Annotated in this window: 17 protein-coding genes, 2 rRNA genes and 2 pseudogenes; 8 read left to right on the top strand and 13 right to left on the bottom strand. The window is 38.4% G+C overall.

Features of this window, described 5'->3' with window-relative positions; genetic code table 11:
• Positions 1 to 19: 19 nt before the first annotated feature.
• Both QL998_RS16160 and astB read left to right on the top strand, forming a co-directional pair.
• A complete protein-coding gene (locus QL998_RS16160; protein WP_290193074.1) occupies positions 20 to 1,126 on the top strand; it encodes an L-dopachrome tautomerase-related protein in 1,107 nt (368 codons plus the stop codon).
• A 637-nt stretch (positions 1,127 to 1,763) separates the two neighbouring features.
• Positions 1,764 to 3,110, top strand: coding sequence for an N-succinylarginine dihydrolase (gene astB / locus QL998_RS16155; RefSeq protein ID WP_290193073.1), 1,347 nt, complete (start codon positions 1,764 to 1,766; stop codon positions 3,108 to 3,110).
• Between the two features lie 60 nt (positions 3,111 to 3,170).
• Here astB and QL998_RS16150 read toward each other — a convergent pair whose 3' ends face one another.
• Complete coding sequence (locus QL998_RS16150; protein ID WP_290193072.1) at positions 3,171 to 4,502, bottom strand: IS4 family transposase; 1,332 nt, start codon at positions 4,500 to 4,502, stop codon at positions 3,171 to 3,173.
• Between the two features lie 130 nt (positions 4,503 to 4,632).
• On the bottom strand, positions 4,633 to 5,487 hold the full coding sequence (locus QL998_RS16145; protein ID WP_290193071.1) for a mechanosensitive ion channel domain-containing protein: 855 nt from the start codon (positions 5,485 to 5,487) through the stop codon (positions 4,633 to 4,635).
• A gap of 275 nt (positions 5,488 to 5,762) precedes the next feature.
• Here QL998_RS16145 and QL998_RS16140 point away from each other — a divergent pair, with 275 nt between their 5' ends.
• A complete protein-coding gene (locus tag QL998_RS16140) occupies positions 5,763 to 6,443 on the top strand; it encodes an SDR family oxidoreductase (RefSeq protein WP_290193070.1) in 681 nt (226 codons plus the stop codon).
• Positions 6,444 to 6,491: 48 nt separating this feature from the next.
• Positions 6,492 to 7,172: an SDR family oxidoreductase gene (locus QL998_RS16135; protein ID WP_024597443.1), complete on the top strand. Its 681-nt coding sequence runs from the start codon at positions 6,492 to 6,494 to the stop codon at positions 7,170 to 7,172.
• A gap of 131 nt (positions 7,173 to 7,303) precedes the next feature.
• Here the strand turns inward: QL998_RS16135 and QL998_RS16130 are convergent, their stop codons facing one another.
• The 3 genes from QL998_RS16130 to QL998_RS16120 all read right to left on the bottom strand — a co-directional run bounded on the left by QL998_RS16130 (position 7,304) and on the right by QL998_RS16120 (position 8,883).
• Positions 7,304 to 8,047: a toll/interleukin-1 receptor domain-containing protein gene (locus QL998_RS16130; protein WP_286938609.1), complete on the bottom strand. Its 744-nt coding sequence runs from the start codon at positions 8,045 to 8,047 to the stop codon at positions 7,304 to 7,306.
• Between the two features lie 66 nt (positions 8,048 to 8,113).
• On the bottom strand, positions 8,114 to 8,530 hold the full coding sequence (locus QL998_RS16125) for a hypothetical protein (protein WP_290193069.1): 417 nt from the start codon (positions 8,528 to 8,530) through the stop codon (positions 8,114 to 8,116).
• A 47-nt stretch (positions 8,531 to 8,577) separates the two neighbouring features.
• Entirely contained in the window at positions 8,578 to 8,883 is a 306-nt protein-coding gene (locus QL998_RS16120; RefSeq protein ID WP_290193068.1) for a hypothetical protein, read from the bottom strand.
• A 402-nt stretch (positions 8,884 to 9,285) separates the two neighbouring features.
• On the opposite strand from QL998_RS16120, the gene QL998_RS16115 reads away from it, so the two are divergent.
• Positions 9,286 to 10,599, top strand: a complete 1,314-nt coding sequence (locus QL998_RS16115) for a M20/M25/M40 family metallo-hydrolase (protein WP_290193067.1) — start codon at positions 9,286 to 9,288, stop codon at positions 10,597 to 10,599.
• A 64-nt stretch (positions 10,600 to 10,663) separates the two neighbouring features.
• On the opposite strand, the gene QL998_RS16110 is transcribed toward QL998_RS16115, so the two are convergent.
• The 5 genes and pseudogenes from QL998_RS16110 to QL998_RS16090 all read right to left on the bottom strand — a co-directional run bounded on the left by QL998_RS16110 (position 10,664) and on the right by QL998_RS16090 (position 14,632).
• On the bottom strand, positions 10,664 to 11,461 hold the full coding sequence (locus QL998_RS16110; protein WP_182725377.1) for a response regulator: 798 nt from the start codon (positions 11,459 to 11,461) through the stop codon (positions 10,664 to 10,666).
• A 121-nt stretch (positions 11,462 to 11,582) separates the two neighbouring features.
• Entirely contained in the window at positions 11,583 to 12,299 is a 717-nt protein-coding gene (locus QL998_RS16105) for a Sir2 family NAD-dependent protein deacetylase (RefSeq protein WP_290193066.1), read from the bottom strand.
• Positions 12,296 to 13,314 (bottom strand): annotated as a pseudogene (locus QL998_RS16100) (galactose oxidase). The gene QL998_RS16105 and the pseudogene QL998_RS16100 overlap by 4 nt, the downstream one beginning before the upstream one ends.
• A gap of 74 nt (positions 13,315 to 13,388) precedes the next feature.
• The gene (locus QL998_RS16095; protein ID WP_024605256.1) at positions 13,389 to 13,607 is read right to left on the bottom strand and encodes an epimerase; all 219 of its coding nucleotides are present in this window, start codon (positions 13,605 to 13,607) and stop codon (positions 13,389 to 13,391) included.
• A gap of 149 nt (positions 13,608 to 13,756) precedes the next feature.
• Complete coding sequence (locus QL998_RS16090; RefSeq protein ID WP_290193065.1) at positions 13,757 to 14,632, bottom strand: sensor domain-containing diguanylate cyclase; 876 nt, start codon at positions 14,630 to 14,632, stop codon at positions 13,757 to 13,759.
• A 398-nt stretch (positions 14,633 to 15,030) separates the two neighbouring features.
• Between QL998_RS16090 and QL998_RS16080 the strand changes: the two are divergent.
• The 3 genes and pseudogenes from QL998_RS16080 (at position 15,031) to QL998_RS16070 (ending at position 19,654) form a co-directional block, all read left to right on the top strand.
• Positions 15,031 to 17,091, top strand: a pseudogene (locus QL998_RS16080) (TonB-dependent receptor).
• A gap of 9 nt (positions 17,092 to 17,100) precedes the next feature.
• Positions 17,101 to 17,628 carry a YfiR family protein gene (locus tag QL998_RS16075; RefSeq protein WP_290193063.1) on the top strand — a complete coding sequence of 176 codons (528 nt, stop codon included), beginning with the start codon at positions 17,101 to 17,103 and terminating at the stop codon, positions 17,626 to 17,628.
• Positions 17,629 to 17,632: 4 nt separating this feature from the next.
• Positions 17,633 to 19,654, top strand: coding sequence for an EAL domain-containing protein (locus QL998_RS16070; RefSeq protein WP_290193062.1), 2,022 nt, complete (start codon positions 17,633 to 17,635; stop codon positions 19,652 to 19,654).
• Positions 19,655 to 19,907: 253 nt separating this feature from the next.
• Here the strand turns inward: QL998_RS16070 and QL998_RS16065 are convergent, their stop codons facing one another.
• The 3 genes from QL998_RS16065 to QL998_RS16055 all read right to left on the bottom strand — a co-directional run.
• Complete coding sequence (locus QL998_RS16065) at positions 19,908 to 20,543, bottom strand: isoprenylcysteine carboxylmethyltransferase family protein (RefSeq protein WP_290193061.1); 636 nt, start codon at positions 20,541 to 20,543, stop codon at positions 19,908 to 19,910.
• An 869-nt stretch (positions 20,544 to 21,412) separates the two neighbouring features.
• A 5S ribosomal RNA gene (rrf, locus tag QL998_RS16060) occupies positions 21,413 to 21,527 on the bottom strand.
• 145 nt (positions 21,528 to 21,672) lie between these two features.
• Positions 21,673 to 21,777: ribosomal RNA gene (locus tag QL998_RS16055) — 23S ribosomal RNA — on the bottom strand; the annotation flags it as partial.

Here is a 21,777-nt window from a genome sequence, read left to right as displayed (position 1 = left end):
TGTTTTAAAAGGTTTTAAAATGACTCATATTAAAAAATTACTATTAGCTGCGGCGTGTAGCACGGCACTTTTAGGTAGCAACGCCGTATCTGCTAATACTGCTAACCAAAATGCTGATTTAAAAACAGTAGCCACTTTTGATGCGCAGCACCCACCGGGCAACATTGCTATTACCCCATCGGGCAGAAAGTTTTTATCTGTGCATGGTTTTTTTGGCCAAAAGCAAAAAATTATGGAGCTTTTAAGCGATGGTACAACCAAGCCCTACCCTAATGAAGAGTGGGCATACGCTTACAATAACGGTAAAGGTTTTTACGATGTGCTTGGCATAAACGTATCAAGCGATGGCGTTTTATGGATGCTCGACACTTCAGGGCCCGATCACGCTGGTCGCTTAGTAGGTTGGGATACAAATAAAGAGCAACTGCATAAAATTATTTATCTGGCTAAACCAACCATTACCGACACCTCGTTTTTAAACGATTTAGTCATCGATAATAAGCATGGCGTTGTATACATTGCCGATACAGCCCAAGGCAGCCAAGCCGCTATTATTACGGTAAACCTTAAAACAGGTGTCGCACGCAGAGTATTACAAAATAGCCATTACACCACTGCCGAAAATATCGATATGGTTATTGATGGGCGCACAATGAGCCTTGGCGGACAACCTGCCCGCTTAGGTGTTAACCCTATTACGCTTGACCCTAACGAAGACTGGCTTTACTTTGGATCTATGTCGGGCACGTCGGTTTACCGCATTGCCACCAGCGCTATAAATAACGAGAGCCTTTGGGCTAAAGCACTTGAAGACAAAGTTACGCGTTACGGCACTAAGCCAATTTCAGACGGTATTATTGTTGATGGCGGCGGTAACGTATATGTAACCGACATAACCAATGGCGCAATTGGCGTAGTTAAACCCACTGGCGACTACGAAGTATTATTTAAAGACGAACGCTTAAGCTGGCCTGATGGTTTTAGTTACGGAGCCGATCATAAAATATACTTTACCGTTGACGATTTACATAATTCGCCTGTACTTAATAATGGCAAAAATCAAAGCCACGGTAAGTTTAAAGTAATGTCGTTCGAGCCTTTAGTAAAAGGAAAAGTAGGCCGTTAATTTACTTTTTAAGTGACTACATTTTTTAAAAAGCCTTGCACATTTAAGTGACCTAATAATTGCAGGGCTTTTTGTTAAAAACACACCACGTTGGTGCATATTTTAGTAATACTTCACCTCTTTGGTGCTAATCCTTAAGTATGTATTTACACTTAAATACTAAACACCTGATTTCTATTCATAAAATATTCAAGTTAATGTTGGCATACTTCTTCCTATAAACTGATGTGTTCAGTGAAAATACCAAGGAAAAACCATGTTCAATTTACACCATACCCTTTACCTTTTATGGCGTTTAGACATTAGCGTTTGGCAAGTTAATGATCCAACAAATACCCGCACTACCGCTGATAAAGAACGCGCCTATGTTAAGTAGCATCGTATTGTGTAAAGGCTTGGCATAAAGCTTAAATGTATAAACCTACTTTAGGCTAAGCTTTTGCACACTATGAAATTTATGTGTACATTTTAATTAAACTTCAAATTAATCGTTCAATATAAAAACAACCCCCTTGTAATAAACTCCACATTTAAAAACATCAAAAAAATTAGTAAAAACACTGCGTTTATAACTTTGCAAGCAACCCTATTGCGTTGTATTGTTGCACCCTGTTGAAAAATTTTAGTTGGAACGTGTATGCACGCTTTGGAAGTTAATTTTGATGGCTTAGTTGGCCCTACTCACAACTACGCTGGTTTATCGTATGGTAATGTTGCCTCGTTAAATAACGCAGCAAGCTTTTCAAATCCTCAAGAGGCTGTGCTTCAAGGCCTTGAAAAAATGAAAGCCATGCACGACAAAGGCCTAACTCAAGGTGTATTTGCCCCTCATGCGCGCCCCGACTTAAACGTACTGCGCCGCTTAGGCTTTACCGGTAACGATGCACAAGTAATTCACAAAGCATTTAAAGCAGATCCTATTTTATTACGCGCGTGTTATTCAGCGTCTGCAATGTGGACAGCCAATGCCGCTACGGTATCGCCATCTCCTGATACAACCGACGGCAAAGTACATTTTACTTCAGCTAATTTAAATAATAAGTTTCATCGTTCATTAGAGCCTGCAACCACTACACGCTTATTAAAAGCTATGTTTAACAATGACAAATACTTTGCGCACCATACCCATTTGCCAGACCAAGGCTTTTTTGGCGACGAAGGTGCAGCAAACCATACTCGTTTTTGTGACAGCCACGGCGAGCAAGGCCTTGAAATGTTTGTATTTGGTGCCAGCGCGTTTAATAGCCAATTACCAAAACCAGCTAAATTTCCTGCAAGGCAAACACTCGAAGCCTCAGAAGCAATTTGTCGCTTACATAACTTAAAAGATTCAAGCCAAATTTTACTACAGCAAAATCCAGACGTAATAGACCAAGGTGTGTTTCATAACGATGTAATTGCAGTAGGTAACGCCAACGTATTACTGTGCCACCAGCAAGCATTTTTAAACCAAGCTTTGGCACTGCAAGATATTCGCGAAGCGTATCTGGGCAATAAAGAATTTTATATTATTGAAGTACCTACCGATAAAGTAAGCATTACCGACGCTGTAAGTAGTTACTTATTTAATAGCCAGCTAGTGAGCCTTGAAGATGGTTCAATGCTGTTAGTGGCACCACAAGAATGTAAACGCAACAGCGCGGTTAACGCCTACATTGAAGAAATGATCATGGCTGATAACCCAGTAAACCAAGTACAGTTTTTTGATTTACGCCAAAGTATGCAAAATGGCGGCGGCCCAGCTTGCTTGCGTTTACGTGTAGCCCTTAACGAGCAAGAACTTGCTGCAGTAAACCCTGAGGTTATTTTAACTGATACTAAATACACACAACTGTGTGACTGGGCAAAACGTAACTACCGCGACAAATTAGGCGCAAGTGACTTTGCAGATTCAGCCCTATTAACTGAAAGCTACCAAGCACTTGATGAGCTAACGCAGCTACTAAATTTAGGCTCAGTGTACGACTTTCAATTAGAAGGTTAATACCTCAGTTAACACAAAGGCTAATACAAAAATAGCGAGCCAAGGCTTAACACCACTCGTTTAAGAACGAGTGGCGTTTTTTCGTTTATACCTAACTGGATATTTTTGTGTCTTTGCGAGCACCGTTCGCGGATAAGCTTTTCGCTTTCTTTTCTCCGGTAATATTAGCCGTTTACCGTTTTCACGTAGTTCTTTTAGCTTTTTAGGGATTGTCCCGGGGCTTCGACCTGAGCACCATAAAAACTCGTCTTGTATTAGGTATAATGCGTTTATGAAACTGATGCGTAATGGCTCCACTTTATGGGCTTTAGCCATCTCTGCCATCTCAAGTCTCACGATATTGTATGACGTCAGAATACCCCAGAGCTCTTGATAAATACCTTCCTGTTTCAAGCTCCGTAGCGCTGGCTTATTAGATAATTGATATTGCTTGAGCTCACCATATCCTCGCTCTATTTCCCATCGTTGCCAATAAACATCGAGTAGCGCTTTTAGCGGGTACTTTTCTGGACAGGCGCATGAGGTGATGAACCCTTTTATTTCACCTTTAGGTGTCGGAATTTGAATAAGTCTTGCTTGCCATGTGTCACCTAGGTAAGGAGCTAATTTTTTAGCTTGTGGCGAAATAGGCATTGTTATTAAGTGGTCGTAATCACTAAATGATTCCGTTATTTCATAGCGCATTTTACTTTTGATGGGCGTAAGCCAATGATGGTTTTCGCTAACACCTTGCCAGCTTGTGAATAGTTCAGCCGAAAAGAAACCTCTATCAAATAGAGTTAGTGAATGTTCAGGTGCTGAGCCAACAAGCTGTTGAGCGTAATGAATTTCACTTTGAGTAATGGGGCCAAACGCTGCATCGGATATTAAATGCGTTCTTGTCGACATCAAGGTCACAGCAAGTACTGAGGGGAAGTTCGTTGTCGATTGAGCATAGCCAAAATGACGGTTACTCGGTGTATCTTGGGTTTTAAATTGTGTACCGTCAACGCTTAGCAGCTTTAAACCACACACGTCATCAAAAATTTGCGACTGCTCCCACTGCGTTGCTGTATGTTTAAAAAGGTGTTTCATAGGCGCTGCGCCTAGCTTTTCTTTCCCTTTTATAATACTGCTGGTCGCCAATGGTGGAAGCTCTCCTTTAGCGTCAGGAAAAGCGAGCTCTAGTTTGTCACAGACTTCAGATATTGAGCGGTTTCTTAATAAGCCAATTCCTAACACAAGCCAAGCGGCTTGTTCGGCGGGGAAGCGTCGTTTGCGTACAGAGGCTCTTCCTGTTTGGGTAACAGCTTCTTCAATCCACTCGAGGGGAATGTGCTTAGTGAACGAATCAATATCGCGATCTTGGCAAAACTCAGTAGTAAGGTGTAATTCTTTAATAAATTCAGACATAAAAATAGGCCACAACTTCTGTTGTAGCCTATTATGAGCCCTTTGAAAGATCGTTCAATTAGCTTAAACGATCTGCATTAAGCCAAGGCTCGCTATTTTTATTTGTGTTTATGCTTATGTTAATACATATTTAAACGTCTTTACTTACCGTTATTGCCGACGCCATCGACTCGGATATATGCAGCGTACGCTGCGGAAACGGAATACTCAGCCCTGCGCCTTCAATAGCTTCTTTAACACGTTTATTTAAATCCCACACAGTTTGCCAATAATCACCATTAACAGCCCACGCACGTAATTGAATGTTCACTGCGCTTTCGCCTATTGATGTCACCATTACTTTAGGTGCAGGCTCTGCGAGTAATCGGCTCTCTGATGCGGCTAATTCTTTAAGTACATTTAAGCCAACGTCAATAGAGTCGGCATACGAAATACCCACCACTATATCCATTCGTCTTTTGCCATTACGGGTAAAGTTTTTAATATTGCCACCCCACACTTTGCCGTTAGGCGATGCTATATAAAGACCGTCGGTGGTTTTAAAAATAGTGGTAAACAAGTTTATTTCACTCACAGTACCAAGCGTGCCACTGGCATCAACAAAGTCGCCTATTTTAAAAGGTCTGAGTATTAGCAGCATAATACCCGCAGCAATATTGCTCAGCGTATTTTTAAGGGCTAAACCAATCGCTAAACCAGCAGCACCCATTAGCGCAATTAAGCTTGCCGTATTAACGCCAAAAATATCTAAAATAAATAGCCCACCAATTATATAAACTAAATAACCAGCAATACTCGATAAAAGCGGGAGTAGCGTACTATCTACCCTTTTTAATGGCGATTTAGAGTTTTTAATCGCTTTTTTAACCGAGCGTGCAATTAAGGCACTCGCAATTAAAATCACCAACGCTAAAATCACTTTGTATCCTAAAGTGATGATTGTTTCTGAATGGCTTTGCCAAAACGCTAAAAGTTTATCTTTCATGTTTGTTCCGATAAATGTGGCTGAAACTCAGCAAAATAATGGTTAAATCTAATAAAAACCGACTTCAAAAGAAGTGGCGCGAGTATATAGAATAAAAAATTTAAACCTATCTTTTTTAATCACTTATTTCAACTTTAAAAATACCGTTAAAACTATGGTTTTTGATACGTAAAGCCCGCCTATTTACGGCTAATTTATAGCGCCTATTCAATATAGGTTAATCGTTTATTGGTATGGTTATTTTAAGCTTTCAATGTTCACAAAAGAGGTTATCTATGGGAAAAGAGAAAATAGTACTCATAACCGGCGCTTCAAGTGGTATTGGCGAAGCAACCGCAAAAATGCTGGTTAACAATGGCCATAAAGTAATACTTACCGCTAGACGCGAAGATAAATTAACTGAATTAGTAGAGCCGTTGGGCTCAGATAACGCCATTAGCGTAGCCGCAGATGCAACCGACTTTACCGCGCTTGAAAACGTTGTTGCTAAAGGCATTGAAAAATTTGGTCGTTTAGATGTTGCCTTTGCTAATGCAGGTAAAGGGCTAGACACTTTAGGGGTTGAAGAAGGCGACCCCGATGAGTGGTCCACCATGATCGACATAAACATTAAAGCCCTACTGTGGACTGCAAAACTAACGCTTGCGCATTTACGCCAAAGCAAAGGACACTTTATTATTACTAGCTCAGCAACTGGTCGCAGAGCTGTTAAAGGCTCTATATACGGTGCAAGCAAATGGTTTACTTATGGTTTTTCTCAAAACCTAGCACAAGAAATTAGTGAATGGGATGGGCGTTGTACAACCATCACCCCTGGCGCTGTAAATACCCCTTTTACTGATGAAGCAAGACCTGACAAGTTATACCCGCAAGATGTTGCCGATGCTGTGCTATTTGCCATTGAGGCAAATCAGCGTAATAACATCAGAGAAATACATTTAAGACCCACTCATTAGTAAAACTATTCTCATAATTTTGAATATGTAAACATAGGAGAAATAATCATGGCGAAAGAAAAAATAGTCCTCATTACAGGTGCTTCAAGCGGTATTGGCGAAGCAACCGCAAAAACGCTGGTTAACAATGGCCACAAAGTCATTTTAACCGCCAGAAGCGAAGACAAATTAACTAAATTAGTTGAATCATTAGGCTCAAATAACGCACTTAGCGTAGCTGCAGATGCCACAGACTTTACCGCACTTGAAAACGTAGTAACAAAAGGCATTGAAAAGTTTGGCCGTTTGGATGTAGCCTTTGCTAACGCAGGCATGGGCGTTTCAACCGCTGGCACCGAAAAAGGCGATCCGGATGAGTGGTCAACCATGATCGACATAAACATTAAAGCCCTACTGTGGACTGCAAAACTAACCCTGCCGCATTTACGCCAAAATAAAGGTCACTTTATATTAACCAGCTCTGCTGCTGGCCGTAAGCCAATTGGCGGCTCTATTTACGGTGCAACTAAATGGTTTGCTTATGGCTTTGGACAAAACTTAGCTGAGGAAATGAGTGAGTGGAATGGCCGCTGTACCACCATAGCACCAGGTATGGTAAACACCCCGTTTTTTGATGAGGCAAAACCCGATAAACTCGACCCACAAGATGTAGCCGACGCTGTACTGTTTGCTATTGAAGCAAACCAGCGCAACAGCGTACGAGAAATCTATTTAATGCCAACTAATTAAATGTAGCTTGGTAGATTTTGGCTATCAGGTTTAATGCTAATGCGTTAAACCTGATGGTTGATTGTGTTTTGTTTGGGTTAGATGCTGGTAGTCAAAAATGAAGCAAAGGTATTGTATATTTAAACGTTCTGTTATGAATCTATGATTCCGTGACTAACTAGATAATCATACCCATCGCTAGTGACCGAATATTTATTAAGTATATCAGACTTAACTAACCCCATTGATTCAGCTTGACTCAAATACCTTTCTAATTTTAGCCGATGCATGTCACTGAAATTTTTAATTTCCCCAATGCTTAAGTCATCATATTGACTCTTTTCAAATGCTTTAGATAAAACGACCATTGATGCTTTTACGCCGTCTGCGGTTCTATCAGGCTTAGACCCCTGCAATGGCCTAAATGGATTTGTTCCTATTTCAGGTTTCTCATACAAAGGGGCATCAAGAAGAGTCCTCAACAACTCATCAAGTGAATATTCAACCTCTGAGTCATTAGAAAAGTTTATATAAAGCTTTGATCGCAAGAAAGTAGGGAGGGTCGGTGAAGATGACTGACGAACTACAGGAATAATAATATTGCTATCAATTCTTTGCAGCAGTGAGGCTGTTACTATCATTTTCTCATAACCAACCCCTCCCTTACCTGCATTGGCTTTTGAAACATAAGTTTCTGAACACACAATAATAACGTAATCACATTTATCTAATTCAGTTTCCATGAAGTGTGGCAGATCATCGCCTGGCCTTAAATCCCACTGATCGAGAACTGTATCAATTCCACGACTTCGTAAAGTAGTAGCAAAATCTAAAACCCAACTTTTGTGTTCAGCAGAGTCATGAGAATAAGAAATAAATACTCTAGGTGGTGTCATTTGATTAAATACTCCTCATAAATTTGGCCTTGATCCATTAGCGCGTTTTTCAGCATCCGACTTTCTTTACTTGTTAGAGCTTTTACTTGATGTAACACCTTGATCACTAATGACATCTAAGAATAATTTTTTCATTGCATTTGGTCTAGCAGAAAATATTTGGTAACCACCTATAATAAGCGAAAGAACAACAGCAATAATTGATATCCAAAATGACATTTTTGAATCCCCCAGATATTCATCTACTAATATATTTTTCTCATGTAGCTCGTCAGCCAGATTATTTATGTCATTTACTATATCTGGATATGAGTCACCTGTTTTAATTCTAATATTTTCGAAGTAGTCTTTTTGTCCAACTTGAAGTTTATCGAATGGGTTAATTTCTTCATATTCACTAATAATTGGCTCTAATATTGGCAGAATATCTTGCTTGGATTTTCTAAATGCATTCACCCTTATGTCACTTAATACAACCGACAACGGTATATCCACGTTATAATAATCATCTCTATTAGAAAAAATGACTTTTAGTGCATTTCTGTTGATTGAGTTCTTGAAGCATGCCTTATCGCTTCTAAATCGCCTCCATTCACTATTATTTCTTCAAGGTCTTTCTGAAGAACTATTTTTTCTACGAACTTTTTTTCCTCTATTAATATCAGAGAAAGAGATGTCATTATCGAAAGTAAAGGCAATAAAAGAAGAAGTAAGTAAACGCGTTGCCTTTTGCTTCTTTGCTCAATCCGTTCTAAAACAGCTTTTTGATAATGAAGCCTTCTATTTCGCTCTTTAATAACTGAGTCACTCTCCATGTCTTCAAAATCACTTACCATTTAAAATTTACTCCATTTACAGTGAGTTTCCAACAATTCAACCTAAGACATTGGTCATTTTGCAAAGCAGTAAATATCCCTACTTTATACTAACCATATAATAAACTCCTGTAAACAAATAGTTAGCTTCGCCTTACCTTTTCTAAATGTAGCAAAACCCTAAAATGGTGGAGATCAGTAATATCAGACAAATCGTTGTTTAGTTATACAGCTTGATTATTAGTTAAAAGGTTATATTTTAAATATCTGTGTTTAAACCAATAATGCGTACACCCCATAGCCCTTAAACTTGTAACTCGTTATTACTTATAAAATTAGTTAAAAATCACAATCACCTTCTATTGAATCCTGTGTATTTTTACTTCATATTAAATATTCTTATGTCTCACTTATTATGCTGTTATGTCATTTTTAAAATTTAGCCATGCACTTATTTTTACCCTTGCGAGTACCCTGTCGCTTACAAGCCATGCTGCGCTTGATAAAAATGAGCGTGAAATAGTAAAACAGGTCGATAAAAATATTCCTCAAGCACTTAAAGAAATAGAGCAAGCCGTAAATATTAATAGCGGTTCGCTTAATATTGAAGGTGTAAAAAAAGTAGGCGCGCTGACAAGCGAGCAACTTAAGGCCATTGGTTTTAAAGTAAAATGGCTGGATGGGAGTGCGTTTAACCGCGCAGGGCATGTATTAGCAACCCATGAGAGTAATGATCCCGATGCAATAAAAATACTGATGATCGGCCATCTAGATACGGTATTTGCCAAAAACGATAACTTTACTACCTACAAACAACTTGATGCCGATAGAGCCAGTGGCCCAGGCGTTGCCGATATGAAAGGCGGTAACACGATAATAATTACCGCACTTAAAAGCTTACAAGCCCTTAATTTACTCGAAAATGTAAGCATAAAAGTATTGCTGACTGGCGATGAAGAAAGCAGCGGTCGCCCGCTTAGCTTATCTAAACAAGCTATTGTTGATGCGGCAATTTGGGCTGACGTAGCGCTTGGCTATGAAAATGGCGATAACAATATAAAAACTGCTATGGCGGCGCGCCGTGGTTATACCGGCTGGACGCTAAACGTAACGGCAAATGCAGCGCATTCGTCACAAATATTTAGCGAAAGCGTTGGTTATGGCGCTATTTACGAAGCATCACGCATTTTAAATGATTTTAGAGAGCAACTTGCCACGCAACCTAATTTAACATTTAACCCAGGGCTTATTGTGGGCGGTACCAATGCCGACTACGACAGTGCTAACTCGTCAGCAACGGCGTTTGGTAAAAGCAATGTAATTGCACAAACCGTGCATGTTGCAGGTGATTTACGCGCACTTTCGCCAAAGCAGGTAGAAAGCGCTAAAAGGGTTATGCTACAAATTGTGGCTAAAAACTTAGATGGCAGTAAAGCAGAGCTTATTTTTGAAGATGGTTATCCGCCAATGGCATTAACTGATGGCAATAAAAAGCTATTAGAATTATACAGCGACGCAAGCCACGACTTAGGCTTCAACAAAGTAGTAGCCGCCAATCCACGCAATGCAGGTGCGGCTGATATTTCGTTTGCGGCAAACCATGTTGATATGGCACTTGATGGTTTAGGCTTGATGGGCAGCGGTGCGCACACTAAAAACGAAACAGCCGATTTAACCAGCCTTGATAAAAACATTAAAAAAACGGCATTACTCATTTATAGATTAGGAAAACTGTAATAGTAAATGTATTTTAAAGATGAGCGTAGGCCAAATAATAACCGTCCTACGCTTGTACTAACTTTTAAGACATTATTTTAAACAATAATTCTCGCACTGTGGCCGGTTCAAACGGTTTATCACAAATAGCATCAACTCCCGCTTGAGCAATATTAGCTAGGTGAGTGTCGTTTGCCTCTGAGCTCACCATTAAAATAGGAATATGTGAGTAGCTATTTGAGCTTCTAACGGCTTCTGTTAGTTCCCGTCCGTCCATTTCTGGCATGTTGTAGTCGGTTACTATTAAGTCAAACGGTTGGTTGTTTAAGTGCTCAATAGCTTCTTTACCGTTTTCAGCTTCTATTGGTGCAGGTATTCCCATACCCGCAAGTACGCGTATTATGTGTTTACGCGCAAAGCGGCTGTCGTCTACCACTAAAACTCGCAGCAGCGTTACGTCAAAATGATCAAGTTCTACTTCTTCTTCGCTTATAATATCGAGGGTTGCTTTGAGTGCGCGGGTAATGGCTTTTGCGCTAAAAGGCTTAGGCAAAATAGCTAGGACACCCGATTGGCGTAATTGCTCAAGGTATTTTTTATTACGCTCGCTCGATATAAGCATAAAAGGTTGATGCTCGGTGATAGGGTTTGATCTTATTTCTTGCAATAGTGAATCGGCTGTCCCGTCAGATAAATACATAGAGCTTATAACTAGATCAGGGTGATAACTTGCTAATAAGCTAAGCGCTTGTGTTTGTGTAGATGCAGTTTCAACTTGTTTTACACCACTTTCTAAAAGCGATTTTATTATTATTTTTTGTTGAACCTCTGAAGGCTCTACAAGTAAAATGGACAAGTTTGCTATTGCAGTTAAGTCGCTCATTCAGATCTCTTTAGTATTGTTATAATCAGGATAATAATAACATTTTTGACTCGTTAATATTATATAAAGAGATTGTAATATTTAAGAAAACATTATCAATCCCTTTAAAATATAGCACTTCTTAATTAGATTGAATGTAATCTAATGCATTCATTTTTTTATATGTGACGTTAGCGTGCAAAATATGTGCAGGTTCAGGGTCAACAACTTCAACGGGTATATCGTAATTTCGGGCTATTTCAATTGCCATTTGCGTAATATTTACGCTAAACGAGGTACCCATAAATACAATTTTATCGGCGTTGAGCATACGCTGTTGCGCTTCGTTTATTCTGTAAATATCGGTGTAGTATTCGTCAAATAATAAAACAAAGGGCTTAAATGAATGATTAAGCTCAGGCGTTTGGTGTTGAATATTAAATAGCTCAAAAAGAGATTCTTGAAGGCGGCTTTCGTCTATGCTATCCCACGGGGTGGCAAGTGGCGTGACTGGCTCACCTTGCTCATGAAATAAGGTCATTTGATCAAGCCTGCCGTGTATAGCTATGTAATTTTTGTTACCCGCTTTGCCATCAAGCCCATCTATGTTTTGAGTAATTAGGTTTTTGTCACTTAGCCAATGGTGTACGTCGTTTGGGCCATGGTTACGATACGTTGCAAAACGGTTGTAATACCAAGCTAAAAACTCTTTTGGGTTGTTTTGATACATTGCGCGCGTTGCCATTTCCATAGGCGTATAATTTTTACTGCCTATGGTCCAATAACCGTCCTCACCTCTAAAAGTGGGAATACCACTGGCTGCGCTTACTCCTGCGCCGGTAATGTAAAGGGTGTTCATTTTTCAACCTTATAACTGAGTACGTTAGCACTTACTTGCTGGTTATTATCAATACCGCCAACTCGGTATAAAACACCTTTGTGCTCAAGTAAACCACGGTGATCCATACTTTTTACTTTAGCCGGTGATAAAACCTGCCATTCGTTTTTATCCACACTAAAACGCCAAACATGATCACTTGCTGGTGCAGGCTTACCGTCGTAACCTATTGCGCTGTAGTTGTATGGGTTATTAGAGCCTGCCATCATATAAATATTGCCATTATAGCTGGTGGCTGCCATTCGGTAGTGAGCAGTGCCCGTTGGATGTGGCAAGGTACGCCAATCTATTCTTTGTGGGTTAGTTGAATCTATTGTGCCTTTTAAGCACTGTGCTACACCTGCAAACGAGCGACGCGAATCAGGATTAGCTTGTGTTTTAACGCCATCACAAATAACAATGGTATTATCGCTAATTGCAGCGGCTTGGCCAAATACGGGCTCACCTAAAAATGGCGAGGCTTGTTGCCATGTATTATTTTGCGTGTTGTACACTTGCACTAAGTTTACGTTGCCGTCGTTATGCCAACCGCTAATTAGATAAATGTAACGCGCTTTGTAGTTCAGCGCGACGCTATCGTCTACGGGTACTGGCGTGCTAGCAAGGTGAGTGTAGGTATCTTTTATTACGTCGTACCTATATACGTCGGGGCTTGAAACTTCAGTATGATCCTCTGCTACCGTATAACCGCCAAACACATAAGCGTACTCGCCTAAGCCGACTGCGGTGCTTGCTAAGCGCCCTTTTAATGGCAAGCTTGAAGGCACACCAGTTTTAGATTGCCACTGTGAATCGCCAACTTTAAGCGCCCACACTTTGTTATGCACTGACGAGTATTGTTTATCGCGCCCCCCAGCCCCATAAAGCTTAAAAAGTAGGGCTGATTTTTAACAATAACTTTAGCCACAGCATTATTTGCAACTGGCTCTGGTAAAGCGGGAAGGCTTGCTAACGCAAGAGAAAAAAGAAGGCTCATTAGGCAAATAATTTAATAAGAATTAATACGCTCAGATTAAATTATTTTAGCCCTGTGAGCCAGTATTGTTATATCTAAATAATCAAACGCTTTTGATTAGTAACCATATAGTAGGCAATACTAATATGGTTACTAACGTGCGCCGCATTTTGCGCTTCATCAACCATTGCGGTTGTATAATCAGTGACAGATACCTTGCTTTCGCCTGCATCATTAGTAAAAAATGTATTACTGCCTATACGGTAATTGCCTTCATTATCAACCAGGCATAGCTTGTGCAGTTCATTTATCAAGGAACTACCTACAAACTGCTGTAAGAGCATTTATAGATTTTTAACGCAGCACTGGAAAACCGCTATTAAAAATGTGGCGCTAAGTAATGTATTGTAGTAAAGGGCGTTGTGAAAGTAAGTTGTCTAAGGTGGTAGTTCAGCATGATTTTTTAAGGTAAATAGGTTACGTTATCTAAGCCTTGTTGTTTATTTTTGTACATAGCTTGATCAGCATATTTTATAAGTTCATGATCTGTTTGTCCGTGCTCTGGGTAGTTTGCAATGCCAATACTGGGGGAAATATTTAGTAGTACATCATCTAACTTAAAGACAGCTTTAAACTCAGTGAGGACTTTATTTTTTATTCTGACGGTTTCGTGGCTAGAACTTAAGTTATCTAAAATAATTAAAAATTCGTCTCCGCCTAAACGCCCTACTGTGTCGTAATGCCTAACCGACGCTGAGAGCCTTTTTGCTATAGCACATAAAAGCTTATCGCCAGTTTCGTGTCCGTGGGTGTCGTTTACTGCTTTAAAGCCATTTATGTCTATAAACAGTAAAGAAAAAAATGTGTTGTTTGTAGTTGCACTAATAATTACTTTTTCAAATCGCTCCATCAATAAAGAGCGATTAGGCAAACCAGTTAACAAATCGTGCCGAGCCATGTAATGGAGTTGATCTTCCATTACTTTACGTTCAGTTATATCGTGCGCGACAGCGATTCTTACTTGATGTTGCTCTGACCAACGAACAGACCATAATATATGAACTACTTGACCATCTTTTCTCATCCAACGGTTTTCGAAGCGAGGGTTTACCGTTTCGCCAGACAATAGCGAAGTTACGGCGTTATGCGTTTTGTAATGATCACCTTCGTAAACATAGTTAATCATCTTTTTGCCTACAACTTCGTCGGCCGTATAACCAAAAATTTGCTCAAATGCTGCGCTTACAAAAACAAATGTGCCTTGTTTATCTACCACGCATACCGCATCAAGCATTAAATTGAGTACTTCTTCGACATTAATTAATTCATTTTTTTCCATACTTTGGTGCCTTCAAAGCAAAACCAAGCGAATTTAAGTATTCTATATACCTTTAATAAAAGCAAAGGTAATTGAAATTACAATAATAGTTAATACAAAGTTAGATTAATCGTGCACGTATAATTAATATCGCCCTTGTAAAAGCATGATATGCAAAGTTAAATAATCAATAAGCGCAAAATACTTTGAAGTCCTTCAAAAATAGACTAAATTTTAAATAGTATATAACCATATAACTCTCAGTAATTTCTATTTTTTAACTACTACAAAATTAGTTGTTTTGATTTAATCGCATTTATACTTTTACGCTGTTAATGTGTGTTAATATTGTGTGATATCACATGTATTACAAAAACAGTCATTGTTTTTGATTTTTTGATTGCGCAGGAGATTTTTGGGTGAAAATATCACAACGTTTATTTTGGCCATTACTTTTTGTGTGCCCTCTTGTAATGGCTGAGCCGTTTGAAGATGAAGACCTCGATCTTGATGCTTTAATGGGTATGGATGTGCAAGCAACTTCTGCGATGAAAAGAGCACAATCAGCATTTGATACCGCTTCATCTATTTATGTATTAAGTAAAGAACAAATTACTAAATCTGGTGCTACATCAGTACCTGAAGCACTAAAAATGGTGCCGGGTTTAATTGTTCGTCAGCTCGATAACAATCAATGGGCTATTTCCTCAAGAGGCATTGCCTCTCGCTTTTCAAGCAAATTATTGGTTATGATTGACGGACAAAGCTTATATACCCCAAAGTTTGCCGCTGTTTATTGGGAAACACTCAACGTTCCTTTGTACGATATTGAACGTATTTAAGTTATACGCGGACAAGGCGGATTACTTTGGGGAAGTAACGCAAATAATGGCGTTATTAATATCATTACTAAAAATAGTATTGATACTCGCGGTGGACACGCAAGTGTAACAACTGGTAATCAAATAAATGTTGATGCTAATCTTCGCTACGGTGGTGATATAAGTAACATAGGCAGCTACCGAGTGTATGGGCACTTAAAAGATGCGAATGAATCCCAAAAAGGCATCTCACTTCCCCCTAATGACACAACCAAACAAAACTCTTTAGGTTTTAGAGCTGACTTTACCCCTAATGATGAGTGGTCAGCACTACTCCAGGGTGATGTAACTCATTCCACACTTGGCCAAAACTACCGAGGTGTTGTCGATGAAACCAACGAAAATATTTCATTTTCAGATGATTTAAAGCGAACAGACTCGCGTATAATGGCGCGCCTTGAAAACAGAATGTCGCCAGATGCGAATCAAATGCTACAAATTTCTTGGCTTAAAAAAAATGGTTCTCAAAATTATATTAAAGAAGACTTTGAATCGATAGATATTGATTATCAAATGAATTTTATATATCAATCTCTACAGTTAGATTGGGGGTTGAACTACCGATACAATTCTATATCTTTCGCAGAAAGCGTATTTTTAGATAGCGATAAAAACTTTGATAGCCTCAAACAATATGGTGCACTTGTTCAAGCTCAATACAATGTGACTCCTGACACTCTCGACTTTATTGTTGGTACTAAGCTTGATCATAACGATTTAACTGGCTGGGAAAATCAACCATCAGCAAGACTTATATACAAACCAGTAGATAACCACCTTACCTGGGGCGCAATATCGCGAAGTGTCCGTACACCAACATTAATTGAGTTTAACGACAACTTTAAAGTTAATGGTACAGAAATTAAAGATCTTACCGGTTTAAGTTCAGGCTTTGACCAAATAGACGACTACCGAATTGCAACTTACCTAAATGGTAATGACAAAGTTAAATCAGAAAACTATCTATCTTATGAATTAGGCTACCGTTTTACTGCTAACGATTGGTCATTAGATCTTTCTACTTATTATACCGATGCTAAAAACGTAGCGGTTATTGATATGAATACGCATGCTGAACAATTCACTCCTATACTTGATTTATTTCTAGCAGGGAGAATTCCAGAAGTATTTCAAGCACTAACAATGACTCGTATAGATTTAGACTTTGCATCTGTAGCAGACACAACCACTAAAGGGCTCGACTTAGTAGTATCATGGCAACCAATTGATAATCTCAATACTGAGTTTGGTTATAGTTACACCGATTATAACTACGATTTACCTCCTAGAGTAGAGCCCGCTATCGGGTATGACTCTAAAAACAGGCAGTTATTTGCAAAAGCCGATTATTCTTTTTTAACCAACCATAACGTGTTTGCGACATTACGAGCAGTAAACTCAAATGCATATAATACTGATAATTACACAACGTTAGATATTAGTTGGAATTGGCAGGCTACTCCTGTGTGGTCTACTGCAGTTTCGGGTAAAAACCTATTTTCAGGTTCACATATTGAATACAGTAATACGCGCGAAACCTATACATTACCAAACTATATTGATGAATGTATTACGTTTACAATTTCAGCAAATTTCTAAGCTAATTAGATGATTAAATTAAGAAGTCTAATTCACAGAAGCTTAATAGCCTTGGTACTTTTAAGTACCAGCGTTGACGCTGTTGAAAAAGAATACATGCTAAAAGCAGGCTTCTTGTATAACTTTGCACGTTTTGGACACTGGGATTCTCATTTAGAACCCCTTGATCAATTTACTATTTGTAGCCCTGATAAATACTTTATTGATGTGGCTAACACCGCTCTAAAAAATCGCACTATAAAAAAATTACCTTTGCATAATAAATTAGTCACTCTTGATGAAGTCACAACATCTGCGTGTAACATGCTATTTATCACCTCAGATACATTTGCTCAGTGGCAAAACATAACTCCTTTAGATCTAAAAAATATTATGGTCATTGGTGAAACAGACTCATTTATTGAAAATGGCGGCCATATCAGATTCTTTCTTTCCAGTGGTAAAATTCGCTTTGAAATTGCACCACGACAGCTTAAAGATGCAGGCATTACTATGAGTTCAAAAGTACTACGACTTGCACGCGTTGTAGATAGGTAATGCAATGAAAAAACTATTTGCATTAAATACAATGAGCAAAAAATTATTATTCATCTTAATGAGTGTCGCACTTGTATCAACCGCTACAGTAACCATTGTATTTAGTGCTTATGAAATCACCAGCGCTAAAGAAGAACAAATAGAAAGCCTGGGGTCGCTGTCTAAAATGCTTTCACTCAATATAACTACTGCACTTATGTTTAATGATATAGATGCGGTACAAGAGCTTATAAACCCAATACTTATACGCTCAGATGTTATTAGTATAATGGTAACGAGTATGACTGGTGAACAACTTGTTATTGCTCAAGCCGAAAATGAAGAAATAAAACAAAGCATTGAGGTTAATACTTTACTTCAACTTGATATGTATAATTATGGTGTATTAAAGATACGTGCTAACGACAGCTATATTAAAGAAAGAATCACTTTTTATACCAAGTTTATAATGATCCTGATGGTATTTACCTTTGCGGTTAGTCTTATCTTGTCGCTTTTATTAAGACGTAAATTTTTAAACCCAATTTTATATTTAGCACAAACAGCCAGTAAAATAACCACATCACATGATTATAGTTTACGCGCTAAACAACTATCACAAGATGAAGTCGGACAGTTAACTTCTTGTTTTAACGATATGCTATACAACATTGAGCAAAGAGAAAGCTCATTAGAAAACCAAGTTAGGCTTCGTACTAATGAACTTGAAAATGCAAATATTCAGTTGCAACAATATGCTTACCAAGACGGGTTAACCGATTTACCAAATAGACGGTATTTTTACGAGAAACTACAAAGCTTAGTAAGTATTAAGGGAATGAAATTCGCACTTATATTTATAGATTTAGATGGTTTTAAAGAAGTAAACGACAGCCTTGGACATGACTACGGTGATTTATTATTACACCAGGTAGCAACGAGGCTGCAAAGCTGTATAACAACAAAAGATACAGTAGCACGCTTAGGTGGAGACGAATTTACATTAATTTTAGAGGGTGTAAGTAGCCCTGATGAAGCATCAAAAATTGCCGAAGCTGTAAAAAGTAGTTTAATGCAGAGCATTAAAATAAAAAAAGAAACAGTCTATGTTACTGCAAGCATAGGTTTAACGTTTTTCCCTGCTGATGGTTTAACAGTAGAAGAGCTCGTTAGACGTGCTGATCAAGCGATGTATTTATCTAAAAATAAAGGGCGGAATCGCTATGAGTTTTTCTCCTATGCTATCGAAGAAAAAGCCACAGAAAAGCGTCGCCTGATAGAAGAGATACGCACTGCAATTGTAAAAAACCAATTTGAATTATATTACCAACCTATATTTTCAATTGATGGGAAATCAGTACCAAAAGCTGAAGCCCTTATTCGTTGGAACCACCCTGAACGAGGCCTAATAGGCCCCAATGAATTTATACCTGTTGCTGAAAAAAATGGATTAATAAACGACATAGGCCAATGGGTAAAATCTCAAGCAATTCAAGATACCGTCCAATTCAATGTTTTAAGTGAAAAGACAATTCAAGTCAGTGTAAATACATCACCTCTTGAAATTGACCGCACTGGTTGCTGGGTGGATGAATGGATTGTTGCAAGTAAAAAGTACCAACTACCCGCCAACACTATTTTAATTGAAGTCACTGAAAATACCTTAATGGATCCAGATTCGTCAATACAGCGACAATTAAAACGCTTAAGCACTATTAATATAGACATAGCGATTGACGACTTTGGTGTTGGTTATTCTTCTTTGGCGTATCTACAGCGCTTAGATATAGATATTTTAAAAATAGATCGTTCATTTATAAGCGATATTGAATCAAACGATAATAGTATTGCTCTCGTGAAGGCTATTATCACTATGGCTCATAACCTAGATGTAATGGTGGTAGCGGAAGGTGTTGAAACACAAAAACAGTATGACCTATTAAAGCTGCTTGCATGCGATTATATTCAAGGCTACATTTTTTCAAAGGCAATTACTAAACAAGAGTTTATGAAAAAGTATATAATACCAATCCGCAATAATACTTAATCATTTTGCGGGGCTAAATGTGTCGCTACCTGTGTTAAAAAATTCTCATTTAGAACAACTAAATAGCAAATTTTTTGCCTAGCTATCAACACGTTTTTCCATCCTCAAAATAGATCACTTAATTAAGCGAATTGGTATAAAACAAAAAGAAGTGATCTGATTTATGTCCATCTTGCTGGATTTTAGCAATTCAACACAGAACACGTCTTTACTCTTGCGTTAAAATTTCATGTATTTAAAGCTTAATCCCAAGCTATAACCAGCGAGGGACTAGTTGCTTGTACTCTTTATATTGTATTGAAAAGCGATGAGCTAAATGAGCTTCTTCAACTAACGTCTGTCTATATATAGCTATAAAACCAATAACCAAACAGGTCATACTAAATATACTAGGTAAGGCTAAAAAGAAACCCACCTGTGCAGCTACAACACCTAAATACATCGGATTCCTAGAGTATTCATATAGTCCTGATGTTTTAAGCTCATGTGGTCCCTTAGGATCAATTCCTGAACGCCAAAGTGCCGCCATATGAAAATGTACAAACATCGTCAAAATAAAACCTGCACTCAATAAAATATCGCCAAATAATACACCTGGCCAGCCATTGAGAATTGGGAATAACCCAAGGTAGCTATCTAACTCAGGTACAAACACTCTAATTACACATATAAACCAAATAGCAGCCCTGAAAAACTTAAAAACCATATGGTTCCACCAACTAGTACAAAACTTATCTCCGGGATAAATAACGCCTGATGGTGTGTCTCTATTTTTATAAATAATTCTAAATGTATAAAACCCCGCAACAAAAGTATAAAAAATAGCTAAGTAAATACGTGTAAATTCAACTAGCGAAGTAGAGTCATCTAAAAATGTTTCATAGGGCATCTAGTTACAGCTCACAATCATTATTGGTAGTAATTTTAAAACAACTAACTCAATAAATTTTAGTTATAAGGTCATGAAATTATATTAGTATTCATTGCCTTCATAAACAAGTTAAGTCAGAGGTTTGTTAACGAGTAATCATTAACTAACACCATTAATTTAAAATAACTTCGACTTATTAGGATCTCATACTTTTTATATAATACCAATCTGCTTATATATTTGAATTGATATTATTCACTCATATTTTTACATTCTATATATGCAAAAAACGACTATTTCGGTTAGGACTTTCTTTAATTCGAAGCTTTGTACAGTGCAATAGTAAACTCAGCGTTAGGAAGTCACACTGAAAAACTACACTCGCATCGGCGATGCCACTTTAACTCGTTAAATTAAGTAGATTATTCACTGAGAGACGCTTCGCTCTAGAGGAATACCTGAATCACTTTTCTAAAAATGTAAAAAGCCCAGCTCGTTAGGTTCGGGAGCTCTACAACTTAATGCTTGTGTGATGTCATGATACCTTCAGCGGTGGAGAGTCATAGTGAAAATGCTGCGCACTCATCGTAGAGCGTATGTTTTTATAATTTTAACAGCAGGAGTCGCTTTGCTCGCCCGCCCTGCGTGTTGATGTGAGTGTGTATTAATTGCGCGCATTTCACTTTTCTGCAAACGTAAAAAAGCCCGACTATTGCTAGTCGGGCTTTCTTTAATTAGATCCTGGCAATGTCCTACTTTCACATAGCAAATGCTACACTATCATCGGCGCTGTTTCGTTTCACTACTGAGTTCGGCATGGGCTCTTTACTAAATCCCAGACAGCAAAAAACCCGTCACATTGCTGTAACGGGTCTCTACAATTTGAAGCCTGGTAATGTCCTACTTTCACATAGCAAATGCTACACTATCATCGGCGCTGTTTCGTTTCACTACTGAGTTCGGCATGGAGTCAGGTGGGTCCAAAACGCTATTGTCACCAAGCAAATTTGGGCGTTAATACGTATTTCTGCGTACTAACTGAATTTGGAAAATATCTGATAATATTTTTTAAGTCGTTCTAAGTAATATCTACTTTAGTCATATTAACTTCTGTCTAAACTGTCGCATAAAACGCGTTTGGCGTTGTATGGTTAAGCCTCACGGGTAATTAGTACAAGTTAGCTTAATGGCTCACACCACTTCCACATCTTGCCTATCAACGTTGTAGTCTTCAACGGCCCTTCAGAGACTT

This window comes from Pseudoalteromonas sp. APC 3691 (assembly GCF_030408135.1).
GTDB lineage: Bacteria > Pseudomonadota > Gammaproteobacteria > Enterobacterales > Alteromonadaceae > Pseudoalteromonas.
The sequence above is the reverse complement of the archived record's forward strand: the minus strand, read 5'-3'. Positions and strand labels throughout refer to the sequence as shown.

What these genes read in the sequence shown, in the direction of transcription:
- QL998_RS16115 (WP_290193067.1), top strand. Translation starts at nt 9,286, where the DNA reads ATGTCATTTTTAAAATTTAGCCATGCACTTATTTTTACCCTTGCGAGT.
- QL998_RS16120 (WP_290193068.1), bottom strand. Translation starts at nt 8,883, where the DNA reads ATGGTAAGTGATTTTGAAGACATGGAGAGTGACTCAGTTATTAAAGAG.
- QL998_RS16140 (WP_290193070.1), top strand. Translation starts at nt 5,763, where the DNA reads ATGGGAAAAGAGAAAATAGTACTCATAACCGGCGCTTCAAGTGGTATT.
- QL998_RS16090 (WP_290193065.1), bottom strand. Translation starts at nt 14,632, where the DNA reads ATGGAAAAAAATGAATTAATTAATGTCGAAGAAGTACTCAATTTAATG.
- QL998_RS16150 (WP_290193072.1), bottom strand. Translation starts at nt 4,502, where the DNA reads ATGTCTGAATTTATTAAAGAATTACACCTTACTACTGAGTTTTGCCAA.
- QL998_RS16160 (WP_290193074.1), top strand. Translation starts at nt 20, where the DNA reads ATGACTCATATTAAAAAATTACTATTAGCTGCGGCGTGTAGCACGGCA.
- QL998_RS16105 (WP_290193066.1), bottom strand. Translation starts at nt 12,299, where the DNA reads ATGAACACCCTTTACATTACCGGCGCAGGAGTAAGCGCAGCCAGTGGT.
- QL998_RS16130 (WP_286938609.1), bottom strand. Translation starts at nt 8,047, where the DNA reads ATGACACCACCTAGAGTATTTATTTCTTATTCTCATGACTCTGCTGAA.
- QL998_RS16075 (WP_290193063.1), top strand. Translation starts at nt 17,101, where the DNA reads ATGATTAAATTAAGAAGTCTAATTCACAGAAGCTTAATAGCCTTGGTA.
- QL998_RS16065 (WP_290193061.1), bottom strand. Translation starts at nt 20,543, where the DNA reads ATGCCCTATGAAACATTTTTAGATGACTCTACTTCGCTAGTTGAATTT.
- QL998_RS16145 (WP_290193071.1), bottom strand. Translation starts at nt 5,487, where the DNA reads ATGAAAGATAAACTTTTAGCGTTTTGGCAAAGCCATTCAGAAACAATC.
- astB (WP_290193073.1), top strand. Translation starts at nt 1,764, where the DNA reads ATGCACGCTTTGGAAGTTAATTTTGATGGCTTAGTTGGCCCTACTCAC.
- QL998_RS16110 (WP_182725377.1), bottom strand. Translation starts at nt 11,461, where the DNA reads ATGAGCGACTTAACTGCAATAGCAAACTTGTCCATTTTACTTGTAGAG.
- QL998_RS16135 (WP_024597443.1), top strand. Translation starts at nt 6,492, where the DNA reads ATGGCGAAAGAAAAAATAGTCCTCATTACAGGTGCTTCAAGCGGTATT.
- QL998_RS16070 (WP_290193062.1), top strand. Translation starts at nt 17,633, where the DNA reads ATGAAAAAACTATTTGCATTAAATACAATGAGCAAAAAATTATTATTC.